This window comes from Candidatus Poribacteria bacterium (genome assembly GCA_028820845.1).
Taxonomy (GTDB): domain Bacteria; phylum Poribacteria; class WGA-4E; order WGA-4E; family WGA-3G; genus WGA-3G.
In genome coordinates this window covers 1-19,275 of the sequence record JAPPII010000027.1, presented here as the reverse complement: position 1 = coordinate 19,275, position 19,275 = coordinate 1, and the positions used below count along the sequence as shown (strand labels likewise).

General features: G+C 47.6%; 16 protein-coding genes. All 16 read left to right on the top strand.

The window, feature by feature from the left end; genetic code table 11:
- Window positions 1-132 precede the first annotated feature (132 nt).
- The 16 genes from OXN25_07120 to dnaN all read left to right on the top strand — a co-directional run bounded on the left by OXN25_07120 (window position 133) and on the right by dnaN (window position 19,041).
- Window positions 133-1,107, top strand: coding sequence for a hypothetical protein (locus OXN25_07120; GenBank protein MDE0424620.1), 975 nt, complete (start codon window positions 133-135; stop codon window positions 1,105-1,107).
- 40 nt (window positions 1,108-1,147) lie between these two features.
- Complete coding sequence (locus tag OXN25_07115) at window positions 1,148-1,330, top strand: hypothetical protein (protein ID MDE0424619.1); 183 nt, start codon at window positions 1,148-1,150, stop codon at window positions 1,328-1,330.
- Window positions 1,331-1,681: 351 nt separating this feature from the next.
- The gene (locus OXN25_07110) at window positions 1,682-2,536 is read left to right on the top strand and encodes a hypothetical protein (GenBank protein ID MDE0424618.1); all 855 of its coding nucleotides are present in this window, start codon (window positions 1,682-1,684) and stop codon (window positions 2,534-2,536) included.
- Between the two features lie 210 nt (window positions 2,537-2,746).
- Window positions 2,747-2,965 carry a hypothetical protein gene (locus OXN25_07105; protein MDE0424617.1) on the top strand — a complete coding sequence of 73 codons (219 nt, stop codon included), beginning with the start codon at window positions 2,747-2,749 and terminating at the stop codon, window positions 2,963-2,965.
- A 205-nt stretch (window positions 2,966-3,170) separates the two neighbouring features.
- Entirely contained in the window at window positions 3,171-4,148 is a 978-nt protein-coding gene (locus tag OXN25_07100; GenBank protein ID MDE0424616.1) for a hypothetical protein, read from the top strand.
- 164 nt (window positions 4,149-4,312) lie between these two features.
- Window positions 4,313-4,546 (top strand): hypothetical protein, encoded by a 234-nt coding sequence (locus tag OXN25_07095; GenBank protein MDE0424615.1) that lies wholly within the window; start codon window positions 4,313-4,315, stop codon window positions 4,544-4,546.
- 148 nt (window positions 4,547-4,694) lie between these two features.
- On the top strand, window positions 4,695-5,393 hold the full coding sequence (locus tag OXN25_07090) for a sugar phosphate nucleotidyltransferase (GenBank protein MDE0424614.1): 699 nt from the start codon (window positions 4,695-4,697) through the stop codon (window positions 5,391-5,393).
- A complete protein-coding gene (locus OXN25_07085) occupies window positions 5,390-6,847 on the top strand; it encodes a phosphomannomutase/phosphoglucomutase (GenBank protein MDE0424613.1) in 1,458 nt (485 codons plus the stop codon). Before OXN25_07090 ends, OXN25_07085 begins: the two co-directional genes overlap by 4 nt.
- Before the next feature lie 467 nt (window positions 6,848-7,314).
- On the top strand, window positions 7,315-10,323 hold the full coding sequence (locus tag OXN25_07080) for a sigma-70 family RNA polymerase sigma factor (GenBank protein MDE0424612.1): 3,009 nt from the start codon (window positions 7,315-7,317) through the stop codon (window positions 10,321-10,323).
- A gap of 25 nt (window positions 10,324-10,348) precedes the next feature.
- Window positions 10,349-11,428 (top strand): mandelate racemase/muconate lactonizing enzyme family protein, encoded by a 1,080-nt coding sequence (locus OXN25_07075; GenBank protein MDE0424611.1) that lies wholly within the window; start codon window positions 10,349-10,351, stop codon window positions 11,426-11,428.
- 11 nt (window positions 11,429-11,439) lie between these two features.
- A complete protein-coding gene (locus OXN25_07070) occupies window positions 11,440-12,240 on the top strand; it encodes a DUF547 domain-containing protein (GenBank protein ID MDE0424610.1) in 801 nt (266 codons plus the stop codon).
- A 146-nt stretch (window positions 12,241-12,386) separates the two neighbouring features.
- Window positions 12,387-13,421: a Gfo/Idh/MocA family oxidoreductase gene (locus OXN25_07065; protein MDE0424609.1), complete on the top strand. Its 1,035-nt coding sequence runs from the start codon at window positions 12,387-12,389 to the stop codon at window positions 13,419-13,421.
- Window positions 13,422-13,577: 156 nt separating this feature from the next.
- Window positions 13,578-14,684 (top strand): terpene cyclase/mutase family protein, encoded by a 1,107-nt coding sequence (locus tag OXN25_07060; GenBank protein MDE0424608.1) that lies wholly within the window; start codon window positions 13,578-13,580, stop codon window positions 14,682-14,684.
- 125 nt (window positions 14,685-14,809) lie between these two features.
- Complete coding sequence (locus OXN25_07055) at window positions 14,810-15,637, top strand: carbon-nitrogen hydrolase family protein (GenBank protein ID MDE0424607.1); 828 nt, start codon at window positions 14,810-14,812, stop codon at window positions 15,635-15,637.
- 244 nt (window positions 15,638-15,881) lie between these two features.
- Window positions 15,882-17,183 (top strand): ABC transporter permease, encoded by a 1,302-nt coding sequence (locus OXN25_07050; protein MDE0424606.1) that lies wholly within the window; start codon window positions 15,882-15,884, stop codon window positions 17,181-17,183.
- 127 nt (window positions 17,184-17,310) lie between these two features.
- Window positions 17,311-19,041 (top strand): DNA polymerase III subunit beta, encoded by a 1,731-nt coding sequence (dnaN, locus tag OXN25_07045; protein MDE0424605.1) that lies wholly within the window; start codon window positions 17,311-17,313, stop codon window positions 19,039-19,041.
- The last annotated feature ends 234 nt before the right edge of the window (window positions 19,042-19,275 follow it).

Here is a 19,275-nt window from a genome sequence, read left to right as displayed (position 1 = left end):
CTACGCAAATTAATGGGCTTTCTAGGCACTTGCGAATGTGGCGGCGAAAGCCGCCACGTCCGCCTGTAATCGTGGACCTAATTCTATAACTTACTTTTTAACGCTCCGGTCCTAATTTAGGAGGAAATTTTCATGGCACGCCGACTTTTTTCGCTTTCCACTTGCAGCTTGGCATTGTTGTACTGGCTTTCTCCCATTTTAGCAGAGGCCCCGAAAACCGCTAAAATCGCGTTTTGGGCAGACCGTGAAGGGACTCGCGATATCTATCTCATGAACCCAGATGGCACAAACCAAGTGAAAATAACACATCACCGCGCCCAAGATTTCACGCCCGTCTGGTCGCCAACAGGTGAACGGATCCTCTTCGTCTCTAACCGCGATGGCATTTTTGACCTACACCTCATGGATCCAGATGGAACAAATGTCCAACGCGTCTTTCAGAAGGAGGCTCTCAGAGTGCTCCCCGCGTGGTCGCCGGATGGCAAACAAATTGCCTACTCGCGTGTCATACGGGATGAACAAATCATCCACATCGCAACACTCGGTGAAGAAAATGAGGAGCGAATCGTTGCTGGCGGTTATGTTTCGTGGTCGCCAGACGGAAGTGAACTGGCATTTATTTCTGGCTGGGCAGCAAAAAAGATGAAAATAACGCTCTTCAACCTACGGACGGGCAACCAGAAGATCCTTTTCCCTCGTCAGGCGATACCCTCGTGGATGTCCGATGGGGCAAAGTGGTCTCCAACAGGAGAGAAACTCGCATTTTCTTGGCTCCATCGGGTGCCCTTTCAGGATTTTCTTGAAACAGAAACAATTTACATAGTGAATCGCGATGGGACAGGGCTTACGCAGATTATTGCTGAAGCGGGTCCAAGAGCAATTTTACCAGTCTGGTCTCCGCGGGGTGATGCGCTGCTCTATGAGCGATATGTGGATCGTAAGAGTTTCCACATCTTCAAAGTGAGTTTAGAGAATAGGGAGATCGAACAACTGACACATATCGGCTGGAATCATCTTGGAGATTGGTTTGATCCAGCATACGCATTGCCCGTTTCACCGCAGCCTGAGTTGCTAACAACAACATGGGGAAAGATCAAAAAGGAATAGCAGCTTAAGATACGATCTTCGCGGTAAAATCCGAGAATTCATGCAATCCGAGGAAGGCAAGGTGGGTGTCAAAGGTCCTTTGACACTTGGTGTCGCGACTGGTAGCATCCTGCTCGCACAGTCTATTGTCGGAACGCCAAAAGCCGAGGCGTGGATGTGCCAGTTTAACGAGAATTGCGGTGCTGGACAAGTATGTGATCTGGGCACTTGCCGAGATGGATAGACAACACAATCGTTACTTGGCCTCAGACATCAGTATGAAACCAAGTAAGTGGTAATATTAGTAGTATCTATGTTATTCCCTTGAATCGCGAGGAAATAACATAGATACTTAAACGCGTGATGGCTTTTTGCTGCCACGCCCATCTTATTTTCCATGCAAATAAGAATACGAGGAGCTTCTAAAATGATTAAGACTTATACCAGAAATTTTTTCAAGAAATTTCCTCTGATTTTTTATCTTTTTAGCTTAATGTTGTTGTCCGCAAATATATGTCTTGTTCCCGCACAAGCACCAACAATACCTAAAATTGCGTTTGCAGCGGCTCCAAATGGGAACTGGGATGTTTTGTTAATGAATCCAGACGGAACTCAGCAAGTAAACCTTACGAATCATCCCGCTGTAGACCATTCGCCTGTTTGGTCTCCAACGGGGGAACACATCCTTTTTTGCTCAAGCCGAGACCGGTTTCAGGGAAGTACAGACCTTTATTTGATGAATCCAGACGGTTCCAATATCCGTCAAGTATTCGGCAAGTCAAAGGATAGAAGAGCACCGTCATGGTCCCCGGATGGAAAACAGATTGCGTACAATTCTCTTGAGCAAGGACAGTGGATTATCTACATAGGAACCGTAGATGACAAGAAAGAGGAACGCGTGGCATTCGGAGGCGGACCGATTTGGTCCCCAGATGGAACAGAGATTGCCTTTACGGTCGGGTGGCCTGAACGTATGCGAATTAGTGTCTTGAATGTCGAAACAGGTCGTCAAAAGTTTCTTTTTCCACCAGAGGCTCAGCCTTCATGGATGGAGGAAATGGCGTGGTCTCCGAGTGGAGATAGACTCGCCTTTTCATGGCTGCACCGTGTCCCGTTAAAGGACTTCCTTGAGACCGAAACAATCTATACTATAAATCGCGACGGGACGGGTCTCAAGCAGATTGTGCCTGAAAGAGGGCTGCGTGCAGTAGGTCCTGTATGGTCTCCAGACGGGAGTATGCTACTCTACCAACAACTGATAATGGATGAGGCACTGGAAAAAGAAAGGTGGCAAATCTTCAAAGTTGCTGCGATAGGTGGGGAATCGATCAAAGTGGGACCTCTCGGGTGGTATAGTTTAGGCGATTGGTTTGATCCAGCGTTCGCGCTCCCCGTTTCGCCGCAATCACAGTTACTAACCACGCTATGGGGAAAAATGAAAGAGAAATAGCGTTTTAAGTCTAACCACCTTGAGAACACTTTGACAGAAATACTATTCAAAATCTCATATCTGCTGAAGTTGTACTTGTTTTCAAGCATTTCCAAAGGGAGGGCTCTACTCCCATAACGAAGTCATTCGCCTTGGAGATGGTTTCCTCAACAACGAGTGAGGAATCAATTCCGCTGGACCAGAGCACCAGCAGAAAGGAGATAACCCGAAATGAAAAACAACCTTCGCGGTAAAATCCGTGAGTTCATTGCATCTGAAGAAGGGCGTGTGGGTGTCAAAGGGCCTTTGACACTTGGTATGGCAACCGGTGGTGTCTTGCTCGCGCAGGCAATCATCGGAACACCCCAAGCAGATGCTTGTCAGTGTAATGGTGGTATTCCTTGTCCCGAAGGTCAGGTTTGCGATCTGGGGACCTGCCGAGATGCATAACCAGGACAACCCTGATTGATTTCATACGGATGTCTGGAACCAAGTAGGGTTTAACTAAACCCTTGTCTTAGGAAGTCTTCGCTTAAACTAATGGACTTTCTGGGTACTTGAGAACGTGGCGGTCTTTGCCGCCACGTATCTCAGAAGTCATAAGCACGATCTGCTATTCTTTCGATATCTGTTTCTAACTTCGGAGGAAATTTTTATGGCACGCTGCTTTTTATTTTTGTTTTCCATTTGCAGCTTGGTATCCTTGTGCTGGCCTGCCCATATTTTCGCAGAAATCCCTACAACCCCCAAAATCGCATTTTGGGCAGACCGTGGAGGGACCCGCGATATCTATCTCATGAATCCAGATGGCACAAACCAAGTGAAAATAACCCAGCATCGCTCACAAAACATCACGCCGGTCTGGGCACCGACAGGTGAACAGATACTCTTCGTCTCTGACCGAGATGGCGTTTGGGACCTATATCTCATGGATCCAGATGGCACAAAGGTCCAACGCGTTTTTGAGAAAGAGGCATTCAGAGCGGAGCCAACGTGGTCTCCCGATGGTAAACAGATTGCCTACTCGCGCATCATAAACGATGAACGAGTCGTCCACATTGCTACAATCGGTGAACAAGATGAGGCGCGAATCGCTATCGGGGGTCCTGCGTCGTGGTCGCCGGACGGAACGGAGCTTGCCTTCATCACAGGTTGGGCAGCGGCAAAGATGCAAATCACGCTCTTCAACCTGCGTACCGGCAACCGGAAAAACCTTTTTCCACCTGAAGCGATACCCTCGTGGATGTCCAGCGTCGTGAAGTGGTCTCCAACCGGAGACAAGCTTGCCTTTTCTTGGCAGCATCAAGTACCTTTCAAGGATTTCGTTGAAACAGAGACGGTTTACACAGTAAATCGCGATGGAACAGGTCTTACCCAGATTATTGAGGAAGCGGGTCCCAGGGCAACGTCGCCAGTATGGTCTCCACGTGGTGATGCGCTGCTCTATAAACGCTCAGCGGGAAACAAGAGTTATCAAATTTTCAAAGTTAGTTTAGCGGGTGGGGAGTCTGAACAACTGACAGATATTGGCTGGAATCATCTTGGGGATTGGTTTGATCCAGCATACGCATTGCCCGTTTCACCACAACCGCAGCTGCTAACCACAATGTGGGGAAAAGTGAAAAACAAATAAACCTTCAGATATAACCTCCTTGAAACCGCTTTGGCATACGCTTGCCGATAGGTAAATTATTAGAGAACATTTCCAAGGGGTGTTTTCGCTCTTGCGGCTAAGTCCCCATTTGGAAGTGAATCCGCCGGTTGAGATTACCGGTAGAAGAAAGGAGGTGAATCTGAATGAAAGCAAATCTCCGCGGTAAAATCCGAGAATTCCTCGCTTCTGAGGAGGGAAAAGTAGTCGTCAAGGCACCCTTGTCTTTAGGCATAGTAAGCGGCACTTTCCTGCTAACTCAAGTGATTTTTGCTTCACCTGTTAGTGCCAATGACCGTTATGATTCAGGTGGCAATGATTGTTTAACTTTTTGTGAAAAACACGGGGAAGAACTCTCTTGTACAGTGGTATGCGCCTAAGTACAAAAAATAAAAGATAGATGGCTCATCGAACTTAACTGGAAGTAAGAGTATTCTAGTCAAGATGGGTATCTATTCATATTTTTATCTACATTTGGGAGTGTGTCAGTTTTTTGCTGACACGCTCCTAAAAACAGCAAAAGGAACTATGCAAGCAATCATCTTATGTGGCGGTTTAGCAACGCGACTTGGAAGCATTAGTAAAAAGACTCCAAAAATCCTATTGGAAGTTGGCGAGCGCACTGTCTTGGATTGGCAGCTTGACTTGCTAAAAGAAGTCGGGATTAAAGAAGCTATTCTGGCTTCTGGACACTTGCACGAGACACTCTATGAACACATCGGTACTTACCACCAAGGCATGCAGATCCGCTACGCCAAAGAAAATAAAAAACTCGGCACTGGCGGTGCAATTGCCAACGCTATGAAATATATTCACACCTCTCCCTTTTTCGTCCTCAATGGAGATATCCTCCTCAGCAACTTCTCACTTCAAGAGGTGTTAAGATATTTCCATGAACAGATGACGGGACTCCTGTTAAGTGTGCATGTTGACGACATTCGTCCGTATGGTGAGATCGTGTCGGATAGCAATGGGAGAATCACAGCCTTCCGCGAGAAACAGTCTATTCACCGCGCCGGATACATCAACGGAGGTGTGTATCTTTTTAACCAAACAATTGCCGATGCCTTTCCCAAAAAGCAAGCGGTGTTCTCAATTGAACGGGACGTTTTTCCGTCTGTTCCCAATCTCTACGCTTTGGAAACCGATGCAGATTGGATTGATATTGGGGTCCCAGAGCGACTCGCTTATGCCCAGCAGCATTTCCAAAACGGAGTTCTCCGATGAATCGAGACATCTTCCGAGCGTATGACATTCGAGGCATTTTTGGCGTAGACTTTGAACCCAACGATTTTTATCGAATCGCCCGCGCCTTTGCAGCTCACTTTCTACCGAAAACTGTCGCAGTAGGTCACGATGTTCGCGAAAGTTCTCCCCAACTGTGGCAACAGGTCGCAGAAGGGCTCGCAGACGCAGGCGTTGATGTCCTTAACCTCGGTCAGATTTCAACCGATATGCTCTATTTCGCTGTAGCACATTACCAGACAGACGGCGGCATTGTCATCTCGGCATCTCACAATCCGGCGGAATACAACGGCATGAAATTAGTCGGCCCGCAAGCGACGCCGATCTCAGCGGAAACCGGACTCTTCAAACTCCGAAATTTTGCTGAGAACAGTGTTCCATTTAAGAAACAGAAAACGCACTGTCGCGGCTCCCTACAGTCTCCATCACTTCTGAAGGCATACCTCGCACACCTACGCTCTTTTGTAGACTGGCAGCAGCTCAGCAGAAAGCGGATTGTCATCAACGCAAATAGCGGACTTGCTGGACAAATTGCCGAACCTCTGTTAGCAGAGACACCTATCGAAATCTGTGAACACCTGTTCACCGAACCCGATGGAACGTTCTCTCAAATACCTGCAGGTAGACCCGATCCACTGAGACCGGAGAATCGAGAGCTAACCACCAAGACGGTTAAACGGACACGCGCAGATTTGGCGGTGGCGTGGGACGCAGATGCAGATAGGTGCTTCTTCTTTGATGAAAATGGGGAATTCGTTGAAGGCTGCTACATTACAGCATTGCTCGCCGAAAAACTTTTACAACGAGATGGAGGCGATATTGTTATATATGATCCAAGAGCTATATGGGCAGTAGAAAATGTCGTTATTACAGCAAACGGTACACCATTGCTCAACCGATGTGGACATTCGTTCATTAAAACTCGCATGTGCGAAGTCGGTGCACTTTTTGCTGGGGAAGCGAGCGGTCACTACTATTTCCGAGACAACTTCTACACCGATAACGGCATGATTCCATTCTTGCTTATTCTTGAATATTTAAGCACGAATAGGAGATCTCTTGCTGAATCTGTCAATCGGTTCCGATCGGCGTATCCCGTCTCTGGTGAAATTAATTTTTCGTTTGAAACCCAGCAGCACATACAAGATGCTATAGAGGCAATCCAGCAGACGATAGACTGTTGGGGAAATTACCCTTGCGTTGAAACACCCATTGACGGTTTATCGGTCAGATTCCTCACCAACCAACGCGCATTTATTCCTGAACACGGTAGTTGGCGATTCAATCTGCGAGAATCCAATACAGAACCGCTTTTGAGACTTAACGTTGAGACTATTGGCACTGAGTGTCCTCTCATCGAAAAGACGAACCAGATAAGTGAAAAACTTCAAAGCCTCGGCGGCAAACGAGAAACCAGGTTCCGCTGGGAAATATGAAAATCCTGATTCTGACAGACACCAACGCTGTTAGAATACTAACCACCACTCCCAATCCCGTCTTTTCTTCTGTAGGAGGGATTTCTAAATCCCGACGACTAATCGCTAATCACCAACTGCCAACCACCATCCATAATCCCACAACCCTTGCTCTGAAAATCCCCCGCCAAAACATTTGCATACCCAAAAATTTTGTTGACTTATTCACTGAATGATTATAATATAATGCGAATGCCGTCTTTGTAGCGCAAACTTTTAGTTTGCGCCTTACAACCCGGTAGGGTTTTTGCTGGGGTGTTTCTTCACGGTTTCCTAACCGCACCCGCAGAATGCCACACGCGCATCTGAAGTTGATTCGTTGAATGTCTGGTTAATTCTAAGGTTTACTATAGTTCGCGCCTTACAAGACAGATGTTCCAACAAGAACCTCACCGATCCTAAAAAATACACCTAAAGAAAGGCACCCCATGGAAAAAGAAAACGATGTTCAGTTAATTCGCAAAGTTTTATCAGGCGATGACGACGCATTTAGTCCGCTCGTTGAAAAGTACCAAAAGAGTATGCATGCCCTTGCATGGCGGAAGGTGAATGACTTTCACTATGCCGAAGAAATTGTTCAAGATGCCTTCCTTGAAGCTTACAAAAAACTGCCAACCTTAAAGGACCACAGACAATTCGCCGGGTGGCTCTATGTCATTACAAGACGATGTTGCGTTAACTGGCTCCGAAAAAACATGTCTAAAACGCAATCGCTGGAAGGCACACCTGGACAAGAAATAGCCAAATTGTCTTATGAACATTACCTATCAGAGCAACGCAATGTAGAGACCTCTGAACGTAGCGAAGCACTTGTCAAGGCACTACTCAACAAACTACCCGAAAGCGAGCGAACCGTCGTGACGCTCTACTACCTCAGTGAAATGACGACGAAAGAGATAGGGAAGTTTCTCGGCGTATCTGCAAACACAATCACAAGTCGACTTCAGCGGGCGCGAAAGCGTTTAGAAAAACACGAGGAACTTTTGATTCGTGAAATTCTCGGCAGTTTCCAATTACCTCCCAATTTGACTGAGAACATCATGCGGCAGGTCGCCGACATGAAACCGATACCACCTTCAGTCGGAAAACCCTTAACACCTTGGATTGCTTTCGGTACCGCTACCCTTCTGATTGTTTTGATGTTGGGTGCAACCAATCAATATCTTGCCCGTTTTCAGAAACCGTATAGTTTTGAGGCACGATCCGAGCGGACAGTTGAGATTATTGATGCCCCGATTACACTTGACATTGATTCAAAACCAGCCGTGCGAAATCAGGCTGGCCGGGTCGCTATTTCCAGCGAAAATAGTGGTGTCGGTCTGCAAGATTCCCAGAATGTCTTAGCACCGAATACGCAGAAGAGTCCGTTCAGACCGTCTATCACACAATGGAATCAGGTAAGCGGACCACAAGGGAGTCACATTTCTGAAATCTTCGTCACATCCGACGGAACCCTTTATACTGCTACAGCAAGCGGTATTTACAATCGGACAGCGGATGCAACTGCGTGGACGCTCGTCAATACGAGTGTGCCTACTGGGAATTTCCCGATGCCGATGGCAGAGCACGATAATACGCTTTATATTGTTTCCGATGATGAAGTGTTTAATTCAACCAATAAAGGTGAGACATGGAATGCTCTGGGGCTCCGTCCAGAAGGGGATGCTATCGGACTCGTAATAATAGATGAAACACGCGAGAACAGTTCACATGGAATATATCTCGCACTTGAAAATAGAGGTGTTTTCCGCTCCGCGGATGCAGGCGCACAGTGGACACACTTAGATAATGGGCTGGCAGGCAAGCGCATTTACGCAGTCGCTACAGTTGAAAACACAGTATTTGCTGGCACAAATGACGGTGTCTATCGTCTTAATTCGGATATTTGGGAACAATTGTCATTGGACTCAGCTAACGCAGTCCACGCCTTGGCAGTTATGGAAAACAATCTTTATGTTGCAACAGGCCCCGATCCTTTTGGATTGGGATTGTCCAAAACAGAGGGAAAGTACGCCACGCAAAGAATAACAGGGGACGCTGCACGTCCATGGAAGATTTTCCACTCAGGTGACTTAGGGTTGTCCTGGACCGAGATAACACCTAAAAATAAACCGTCTATTATGGTGGGCCCACGTAGCGTCAAAATCTTAACTGTTGGTAAAACTCTCTTAGTTTTAGATGGTGGATTGAGTTTCCGTTCAAACGATAACGGACAAACATGGGCAAAACTCGGATTCGACGGAAACCCAATCAAACAGAATGTCTTTACAACTGCAGCGGCCGACGAAAATACTTTGTACATAGCCGGGGCATTGGGTGTGCATCAAACAATTGACGGTGGCGACTCGTGGTATCCCTTTATGGACGGAATAGTAGGAACGAGAATACGGAGTTTGACAGCATTAAACAACAAACTCTATGCATATACCGGGAGCCATGCTGTCCAATCAATAGATGATGGCGAATCATGGAAAAGGATTAAGATTGATGCTAACGAGGATGAACTTGAATCAATACGGCAGAAAAACTCTCATGTTGACTTTTCTTTTAAAGCCAGGTTAACATTAGTAGATGAAGGGCTGTATGGGATTGTCCCCGATGGAAACAATCTGCGGATTTTCCGCTTATCGACAGATGGTAACATACTCATCCCTACTCAAAGGCTACCTTCTTTTTATGAAAAAATGTTGTCTACCGAATTGTGGACAACTGTCGCAAAAGCAGAAGGGCTTAACTTACCTGATGATATAGAAAAAAATGAGAAATTGATGAAAGCGTTGCAAACTGTTGCCTCTTTCGTAATAGCCGGTGGATTTACGAGCACTAATGAAACTTTCTACGTAGAGCATCAACGCAGGCTTTTCAAATGGAAACTTGGAGACCCAGAATGGACAAACACCGGACTCATAGACCTCGGCAAACAACCAGATGAAGATTTGCAACACGGATTCAAATTGGCAGCTTCAGGAGAAACCGTCTACGTCGGAAAACGAGCCGGACAACTGTTTCAATCACTCGATGCCGGAGACACTTGGAAAGACATCACGTCAAGCCTCCCACTTCTGTTTACCCATTTCAGCGAGATCGTCTTTGCCGGTTCAACGGTTTACGTTGCCACAGACAACGGTGTTTTATCCTCACAGGACGGAGAAAACTGGCGCGTCCTAACTGACAGAGCCGGTCAGCCTATTGTCATAGACAGATTGGCTATCAATCATACCAGCATTTATGGTGCTGGTGATACAGGGGTCTATCGCTTGGATGACCGTGGCAGGTGGAAACAGATGGCTGCGAGTGTGCCAGATAGAGTTATCTCACTCGTTGTCAACAACGATAGACTGTACATCGCTACACAACACCGCGGCATGTTCCACATCCCGCTTGAGGAAGAAGAAGCTCTTAACGCCGATCTCTTAACGCAGGTCCCCGCACCTTAGAGTTATACCCACAAAAACCACAATTATGAAAATTACTGACGTTAAAACTTATAACTTACGCTATCCACTGGTTGAACCCTTTGCCAACTCACGCGGCTGGTCGCAGGCGCGCACTGCCGTCGTGGTCGAAATTCGCACAGACGCAGGGATTACCGGTTGGGGTGAAGGCGTGAGCACCCCATCTGCCTCAGCCATCAAAGCACACCTCATGGGGCAATCGCCTTTTGAAACGGAACGGATAGGCGAAGCAATGCGCGGCGATCTCGGGGCGTTCAGCGGTGTTGACATCGCACTCTGGGACATTATGGGCAAGGCACTGGACATGCCGATCTATCAACTCCTCGGCGGCGCGTTCCGCCTGAAGATTCCCGCCTACGCAAGTGGACTTTTCAAGAAAGACAAACCCGATATAACCCAAGCATTGATGGACGAAGCGAAAGGATACGTCGATGCAGGATTCCCCGCTGTCAAGATGAAAATCGGTTTCGGTGAGGCTTACGATGTGAAAAACGTCGCTGCAGTCCGACGCGCGATTGGTGCGGACACCCTCTTTGCCGTTGATGCGAACTGTGGCTACGATGTCGCAACCGCGATTGATGTCGGACAGAAGATTTTAGACAACGATCTCTTCTGGTATGAGGAACCCATTACGACTGACGATGTTGATGGCTATCGGGAAATCCGACACGCACTGAAGGTGAGAATCGCTGGCGGCGAGATGCTGAAAGGACGCTGGGCATTCCGCGACCTCATACAGAAACGCGGATTGGATATCGTGCAACCCGATATAAGCATCGCGGGTGGCTTCACAGAATGCCGAAAAATCGCTGCCATGGCAAGCGCAAACTACGTCCGAGTCCTCCCGCACATGTGGGGCGGTAGTATCCGCCTCGCTGCGACACTCCACTGGCAAGCCACGCTTCCAGATGCACCACAGGCACTCAATCCAATCCCGTCACTCTTGGAATTTGACATGACCGAGAACCGTCTCCGCACAGCACTGGCACAGGAACCGATACATGCAGTCGACGGATACGTTGACGTTCCACAGGTGCCAGGCTTGGGAATAGAGATTGATCGGGACGTGTTGGAACAGTATGCGTGAGGCACTACGCCATGAAAAAACGTGTTTTCATTCTATGCCTCTTGTTGTTGGCTTTAGGTAGCGTGCTTTTCCTTTACCATTTCCGCGTTGAAGTAGATGTGCGAACCCAGCAGCCTGCAGAAGGCACCATTTTCTCCCATGACCTGTTCGATCAGGTTTTGCAAGAACACGTTGATGAAAAAGGACGCGTTAACTATACAAAGCTGAAAGCGAATTCTGAAAAACTGGAGGCGTATTTGGACCTATTGGCTGTCGCGAAACCTACGGCATGGTCCTATAACGAACAACTGGCTTTTTGGATTAACGCCTACAACGCGATTGTCATTAAAGGGGTTATTGACCACTACCCGACCAATAGTGTCCGAAGGGTCAAACTTTTTAGAGGTTTTTTCTATCGGTTGAAGTTCCAAGTGGCGGGCAAAACCTATACACCAAATCAAATTGAACACGGTATTCTCCGCGGAGAATTCCCGGATCCACGGGTTCACTTTGCAATTGTATGTGCTTCATTCAGCTGTCCACCTATCGGAGACCGCGCTTTCTCTGCCGAGACGATTGAGGAAAGGCTTGAGACCCTAACGTTCAATTTTATTCAGAACCCTGAGCAGGTTCGGGTTGACCGTGCGAAGCACATCGTCCACCTTTCAAAAATTTTCAAGTGGTATGAGAACGATTTTAAGGAGGGCTACGACGGCGTAGCAGATTTCCTCGCCGACTACCTACCCCCCGAAGACGCAGAATATTTGTCGTCAATGGACATCCAGTTTCGTTACTTGGATTATGATTGGACATTGAATGATCAGAAGCTATAGAAGCATCGGGGTGTTTTTGCTTGGGTGTTTCCCCAGAAAGGCCTCCTACTGCTTGTCTACTTTCAAATTAAAGGTAAATCCAGTTTGTAGTAGGGCAATTTATTGCCCGTTATAAAATACTACAGTTAGAAGGAGAATCCTGCTTTATGGTAAATACAGCCGTTATTGGTTACGGATATGCCGGACGCGCTTTTCATTCCTATCTTGTTGGTCTGGCAGACGGATTGAATCTCTACGCGATTGCGACGCGCGACGCTGAACGCCGCGAAGCCGCACGTCAGGCGTATCCAAATATGGAGATGTATCAGACGATTGACGAAGTTATCGCAGACGATGCGATCGATCTCGTTGTGTTAGCCACACCACACGACACTCACGCTGAGCTCTCCATCAAAGCGATGGATGCCGGTAAGCACGTTGTAACAGATAAAATCATGGCGATGAACGCTGCCGAAACCGATGCGATGATTGCAGCAAGTGAGCGGAACAACGTCCTGCTCAGCGTCTTCCACAACCGCCGATGGGACTGGGACTACAATACCGTCAAAAAAATTATTGACGACGGCTTGCTCGGAACGCCTTATCTCTATCAGGTGGCGATTATGCGCTATGGACCGCCTCGCGGTTGGCGTGGTGTTAAGAGTCAGAGCGGCGGCATCCTTTACGATTGGCCCGCGCACTTCGTCGATCAGGCACTCCAACTCGTAACGGCACCTGTTGAATCCGTGTTCTGTGACATTCACTACGGCTCGAAGTGGGACATCGACATCGGTAACTACGCCAACCTCATCATCAAGTTTGAAAATGATGTCCGATACCAGATTGAAATCGGTAACCTCGCCAAAGCGGAGAAGCCGAGATGGTATATCGTCGGAGATCTCGGCGGGTTGACCAAACATGGTTTGGACCCACAGGAGGGACCGATGGTCGCCGGTAATATCGATGCCGCACAACAAGACCCCGCAAACTATGCGAAGGTCTGGACGGAAGCGGGCGGCGAAAACCGTGAACTCGTCATCGAAAGCGTTCAGACAACGTGGAAATCTTATTATCAGAATATCGCTGATGTGTTGAATAAAGGCGCGGCGTTAGCCGTCAAACCTGAAGAGATGCGTAAACTGATGCGAGTCTACGATGCAGCGATGCAGTCTGCGGACAGTGGGGAGACGGTGAGGTTGTAGTGCCAAATTGTTCAGATTATGAACAGTCGTGTTCATTTTTTGACGCAATTATCTGCTAAATTCTAAGAATTTGCGCGAAAACCCGCTTTTCGGATTGGCATCGTATTTGCTATGTACGACATAAACACATCTGTTAAAGGGAGAGGAAAAATGAAAATGAAAACGCAATATGGGTTCATATTGGCACTACTCCTTATGTTTGCTGTTGTACAGAATGGCATAGCGGATAGTCACGGAACAGATGCCTCAGCATACGAGGAATTGAACGGACAGGTCGTCGTGAGCATTGACCGAGGCTTGGAATGGCTGAAAGGACAGCAAGGCGAAGATGGGCTGTTCGCCAATCATCCGGGCATAACGGCTCTCGTCCTCACTGCTTTTTTACGGCACCCAGAAAATAAATATCCCGAAGCAGAACATCCATTCATCCAGAAAGGCATTCAGCGACTCGTCGAGCTGCAGCAACCCAACGGTGCCATCTATAATGTTGAGATGCAACCTGCCCTACCGAATTACAATACCTCCATCGCAGTGATGGCACTCTCATCGACCGGGAATCCAGCATACACCGATGTTATTAAAAAGGCACAAGGTTTCCTGAAGGCATTACAGGTCACAGACGAGGAGAGCGTCTATTACGGTGGAATCGGTTACGGTAGCCGCCAAGAGGTAAAAGACCTGTCTAACCTAAACATCGCCATCCAAGCACTCAAGGAGAGCGGATCGGATGATCAGGAGGTCTGGAACAAGGCAATTAAATTCTTGGAACGCACCCAGAATCGTAGCGAGAGTAACGACCAGTCGTGGGCAGGCAACGATGGCGGTTTCATCTACTCACCTGACGGTGAAAGCAAAGCCGGTACGGATGCAGCTGGAAGTCCACGTTCTTATGCCAGTATGACGTATGCAGGATTATTGAGCTTCATCTACGCCAACGTTGATAAGGACGATGAACGCGTCCAAGCCGCCTTTAAGTGGATAAAGGAACACTTTACACTTGAAGAAAACTACGGTATGGGGTCACAAGGCTTATACTACAACTATCACACAATGGCGAAGGCACTGCGGCTCTACGGTGAATCGACCTTTATGGACGCGAAAGGTGTCTCACACGATTGGTACCGAGAATTCGCAGGAAAGATGATTGAACTCCAGAAACCCGATGGATTTTGGCTCAACGAAGAAAGCCGTTGGATGGAAGCAGATCCGAGGCTTGTGACGGCTTATGTGATTCTTGGTCTTAATACCGCTTACCCGAAATAGGTGCAAGGTAGGGAATGGCTATCAGCTATCAGCAGTCGGCGGTCAGAAAGAGTCGGGATGCGGACATACCGCCTACAGGGAGATTTAATGGCTCTGACAGAGCAGATAACAAAAGTTGTTGATTTATGTATCGCTCAGTTAGCGTATCCGCTATTTCGTTAAAACCTACCAAATGGGACAAAGCCTCTAACGCTGAAAAGTTGGAGGCTTTCTTCGTTGAAGCCGCGAAGGATTCCCCACAGTTGATTTTGGCGACTGAGGGTGTTTTGGAAGGCTACGTCGTCATGGATGTCATCGAAGGCAGGGCAACCCCAGAAGCGATGCTCGACATCGCAGAACCGCTTGACGGTCCTTACATCCACCGATTCCGTCGTCTGGCGAAACAACTTAAAATTTGCCTCTGCTTCGGTTTTGCAGAACGGCGGGGCATCTCCTCTGTCTACAATTCCGCCGTGTTTATTGACGAGGAAGGCGAGCTCTGCGGCACCTACCACAAAACGCAGTTCGCCGAAGGCACGCATCCGTCGTGGAACTTCAATTGTATCGGCGAAACAATCCGGGCATTTGATACACCCTTCGGACGTGCTGGCATCCTAATCTGCAACGACCGATGGAACCCTCTAATTGCCCGCACGCTTGTTTTAGACGGTGCGCAGTTCCTCCTCATCCCGTCCTATGGTTCAAAAGGCAAATCGCAAAACCAAACTGTGCTTGCAAGAGCGCGCGAAAACGGTGTGCCGATTGTAGAGGCAAATGTCGGCATGAATCTCATCATCAACAAAGGCGAAATTGTCGCATACAAATGGGGAAACGATCAGATTAGCACTGCATCTATTGACATCCCGGTTCCGCCTTCAACCGAGGCAGCGCGCCGCTCAGAACAAGAATACTTACAAGCCCAGGGACCTGAAATGGCAGCCCGCTACGAGAAAACCATCTCCCGCCTGCGATAATGAACCATACGCCCTATTCTTTCCAATATCACCTCTTCCTATAGGAGCGACGCTGACTCGAACAAGCGTCTTTAAAAGAAAACACGCTGTTCTCCCCAAGTTCCCCACTGACAGCCGACAACTGACACCCCGATATGAAACTTTTATAAACCTTTCTGCGTTAATCGCGTCAAATGTCTCTAATGTTTCAACTGTAAATAAAAAAACACACCAATAGACACGGTAAAACTCTTAGGAGGAAACCATGCGCTTAGTCGAAGGGCTGTCTATTGGGATCGCTGCAATGCGTGCGAACAAAATGCGTTCGTTACTGACGATGCTTGGAATTATCATCGGTATTGCAGCGGTCCTTGCAATGATAGCTATCGGAGATGGAGCTAAAGAAATTGTGATACAAGATGCCCAAAAAATGGGCGGGGCAACCCGAATTACATTGTATCAAACATCCTATAAACGAGAAAATAACAGGTGGGTCCGCATTCGCAGCAACGAATACATGGAATACGAAGATGCGTTGGCAATTGAGGCTGAATGCCCATCCGTGAATGCGGTCACACCCAGAATCGCGGATTGGCGCGGTGTCCTATTTCAGGGTCCGGGGGGCACGGAAGCCCGTGCCGGCTATAATGGAGTCGGTCCTACCTACGCAACCGCAATGGATTGGGACATTAAAGAGGGACGCTTCATTACAGACGAAGATGTCCAAAACGCAACAAAAATCTGTGTACTCGGAGACGAACTCGCAACCGAGTTATTTGGTAATAAATCACCCTTAGGACAAGAAATTAAAATCGCAAGAGACGTTCGATATTACGATCAATGGGGTAGAAGACGGCGGGAGCGGCTGACCGAACGCTTCACAGTCGTTGGGACCTTCATGCCGAGAGGGACAAGCTTCCAGTTTGGGTGGAGTTACGATAACCTCGCCTTCATGCCTGTCTCAACTGTACAAGAGCGTCTCACTGGTGGTGATAAGATTCACGGTATTATGGTCTTCGCGAACAGTGTCGACGTTATCCCGAAAGCAATCGAAGAGGTGAAAACGGTCATAAGAAAAAGACACAACAACGAAGACGAATTCGTCAGAGTCTCTGAGATGCGCGCTGGCATGGCGCAATTAGAGAAGATTAGCAAAATGATTAAAATCGCCTTGGGGAGCATCGCCGGATTTTCGCTCCTCGTTGGCGGTATCGGCATTATGAACATGATGCTCGTTTCTGTCAATGAGCGCATCCGTGAGATCGGTTTACGAAAAGCACTCGGTGCAAAACCGTTCGATATTCTTGCACAATTCCTCATAGAAGCGATAGTTATGTGCGCGGTAGGCGGCGCGATAGGCGTTGGACTCGGTGTCTTTGCTGGCGAGGGGATGGCGATGCTCGCCGTCAAAATCGCCAAAATTGTTCCCGAATGGCCCTCGGTTATCTCTATGCAGTGGGTCCTGATTTCGGTATCCTTCTCGGCAGCGATTGGTATTTCGTTCGGTATCTACCCTGCAATAAAAGCCGCTACTGTCCCACCGGTTGTGGCATTACGCAAAGATTAAAAATGGACGCTCCAGCCAATATCTGCTCTTGTAGGCGCGCTTTCCGAGCGCGCCTTTTTTCATTTTTTTAAACCGTTTCCCCAAAAGTCTCCCTCTATACAACCAAAATCTAATTGGGAATCTGTTTATGCGATACAATTCGTCCATGTACACCGACCTGACAGATGAAGAACTCATTGAACTCGTACAAGACGGTAACGAGATCGCCTTCGGGCAACTCGCAAACCGTCATAGTTTCCGAATCTGGCAGTTGGTTGTCTTAAACTCACGCCAGACCCGCGATGCCGAAGAAATTTTTCAAGACATTTGGATAGCGGTCTGGGAAAACATAGATGGCTTACGCAAAGTTAGTAGTTTCGGTGCGTGGCTCCAAAAAATAGCATATACGGCTTGTAGACGATACTACACCCAGAAGTCTCACACCAGAAGTGAAATTCTTCAGAGCACTGATCAACTCGCTGAGACGATGGATCAGGACGCGCTCGCCCGTTTTCGAGAAACGGAACTCCGTTGGGCTGTCAGGGAAGCCGTGTATCACCTCCCAGAAAAGGTCCGTTCTGTCGCCGTGTTGTACTATTTAGAAATGTCAACTGTTAAAGAGATTGCAGAAGAACTCGACTTAGCAGTCGGCACTGTCAAAACCAGGCTTAGAGAGGTTCGGACACTGCTACGCACAGAATTTGGTGTTGAAGAAGTCAAGAGCGAAAGAACTATAAGGGTGCCTGAACAGGAAGCACCTAAGCCAGCAAGTAACAGAATTAAGGAGGGTTTTGAAATGGAATTAACTTTAGAAAGAGATGACCTTTTGCAAGCCCTGCAAGGACTGCAAGGTGTCACGATTGGACAGAGTGATGAATTCATCCACTCAAATGTTCTCATCCGCACGGAAGCCGGAGCGATTGATTTAGAAGTTAGCGTCAGAACGAAGATTGAAGCGACAGTCAAAGCGGAGGGAACGATTACGGTTCCTGCTCAGAAATTGATAGAAACACTTAAAACCTTACCAACGGATATGCCGGTAAATTTGGTAAAAACAGCCAACGATACCGTTGAAATTAGGTGTGGCGATAGTATTTACAAAATCACCGATATATCTGGTGAAACTTTTCCGCAACCATTTTCAGTTGAAAGTGAAACGTTCTCGCTTAGTGGACAGACATTGCGCGATGTCATTCACAAAACGGCGTATGCTGCATCTACAGAGGACGAGCGGAGTTTCCTAAAAGGTCTCTACTTCAACTTCCTTGAAGATAGAACAGAAATCGTTGCGACGGACGGCAAGCGTCTCGCCCTGGCATGCTTTGATCCGATCGATCTACAAGGGAAAGCCAACGGGTTTATAGTTCCGCTCAAAACGGTTCAGGAGCTTCCGAAAATTTTCTCCGAATCTATTGAAGTGGATGTCTCTGTTTCTGGAAACCAAATCCGATTTACCGATGGAGATGCCACCTTGACAACCGAACTTGTGGACAGAGAGTATCCAAACTACCACAAGATCATCCCACAGAACAAAAACAAAGTAGGCGTTTCAAGAGAGCAACTCCTGCGTGTGACACAACACATCGGACAGTTAGCCAATCCGAAAGACCATAAGATCCGTTTGGAAATCGATACGGAACAGATTCGGGTCTCCACAGAGACATCGGAACCAGAAGAACCCTACGAGACAGTGCGTGTGGAATCTGGGACTGGATGTATACTAATTGGCTTTGATGCACGTTTATTGGCAGATGCATTGGCACACATCGAAACCGAGTTCGTGGCAATAGAGTTTTCACGGGAGTTGGATCCCGTTCTTATTAAGCCGATGGGCAATGACAGGGATATTGCGCTCATCATGCCGATGCTTCTGGAGTAGTTTTTTGAAGTTTTCTGGGTCAAGAGGGTTTAATGGATTGGCAAGCCGGCGCGGTTAAGAAACCGCGCCGGTTTATTTGAAAATTATGCAACCTTTTTGCCCTTAGATTGTATCTATAATATTAGAGAGAACGAACTTCATAAATTCACATTTTTTTAACAGACAACAACTAAAAAATTTCTAAAGTTTGGACTGTATTGTAAAGTTATGCTGCCTCGTCAAAAGGCAGGGGCG

Coding starts and splice junctions, on each gene's coding strand:
- OXN25_07120 (MDE0424620.1), top strand. CDS start 133: ATGGCACGCCGACTTTTTTCGCTTTCCACTTGCAGCTTGGCATTGTTG.
- OXN25_07115 (MDE0424619.1), top strand. CDS start 1,148: ATGCAATCCGAGGAAGGCAAGGTGGGTGTCAAAGGTCCTTTGACACTT.
- OXN25_07110 (MDE0424618.1), top strand. CDS start 1,682: ATGAATCCAGACGGAACTCAGCAAGTAAACCTTACGAATCATCCCGCT.
- OXN25_07105 (MDE0424617.1), top strand. CDS start 2,747: ATGAAAAACAACCTTCGCGGTAAAATCCGTGAGTTCATTGCATCTGAA.
- OXN25_07100 (MDE0424616.1), top strand. CDS start 3,171: ATGGCACGCTGCTTTTTATTTTTGTTTTCCATTTGCAGCTTGGTATCC.
- OXN25_07095 (MDE0424615.1), top strand. CDS start 4,313: ATGAAAGCAAATCTCCGCGGTAAAATCCGAGAATTCCTCGCTTCTGAG.
- OXN25_07090 (MDE0424614.1), top strand. CDS start 4,695: ATGCAAGCAATCATCTTATGTGGCGGTTTAGCAACGCGACTTGGAAGC.
- OXN25_07085 (MDE0424613.1), top strand. CDS start 5,390: ATGAATCGAGACATCTTCCGAGCGTATGACATTCGAGGCATTTTTGGC.
- OXN25_07080 (MDE0424612.1), top strand. CDS start 7,315: ATGGAAAAAGAAAACGATGTTCAGTTAATTCGCAAAGTTTTATCAGGC.
- OXN25_07075 (MDE0424611.1), top strand. CDS start 10,349: ATGAAAATTACTGACGTTAAAACTTATAACTTACGCTATCCACTGGTT.
- OXN25_07070 (MDE0424610.1), top strand. CDS start 11,440: ATGAAAAAACGTGTTTTCATTCTATGCCTCTTGTTGTTGGCTTTAGGT.
- OXN25_07065 (MDE0424609.1), top strand. CDS start 12,387: ATGGTAAATACAGCCGTTATTGGTTACGGATATGCCGGACGCGCTTTT.
- OXN25_07060 (MDE0424608.1), top strand. CDS start 13,578: ATGAAAACGCAATATGGGTTCATATTGGCACTACTCCTTATGTTTGCT.
- OXN25_07055 (MDE0424607.1), top strand. CDS start 14,810: ATGTATCGCTCAGTTAGCGTATCCGCTATTTCGTTAAAACCTACCAAA.
- OXN25_07050 (MDE0424606.1), top strand. CDS start 15,882: ATGCGCTTAGTCGAAGGGCTGTCTATTGGGATCGCTGCAATGCGTGCG.
- dnaN (MDE0424605.1), top strand. CDS start 17,311: ATGCGATACAATTCGTCCATGTACACCGACCTGACAGATGAAGAACTC.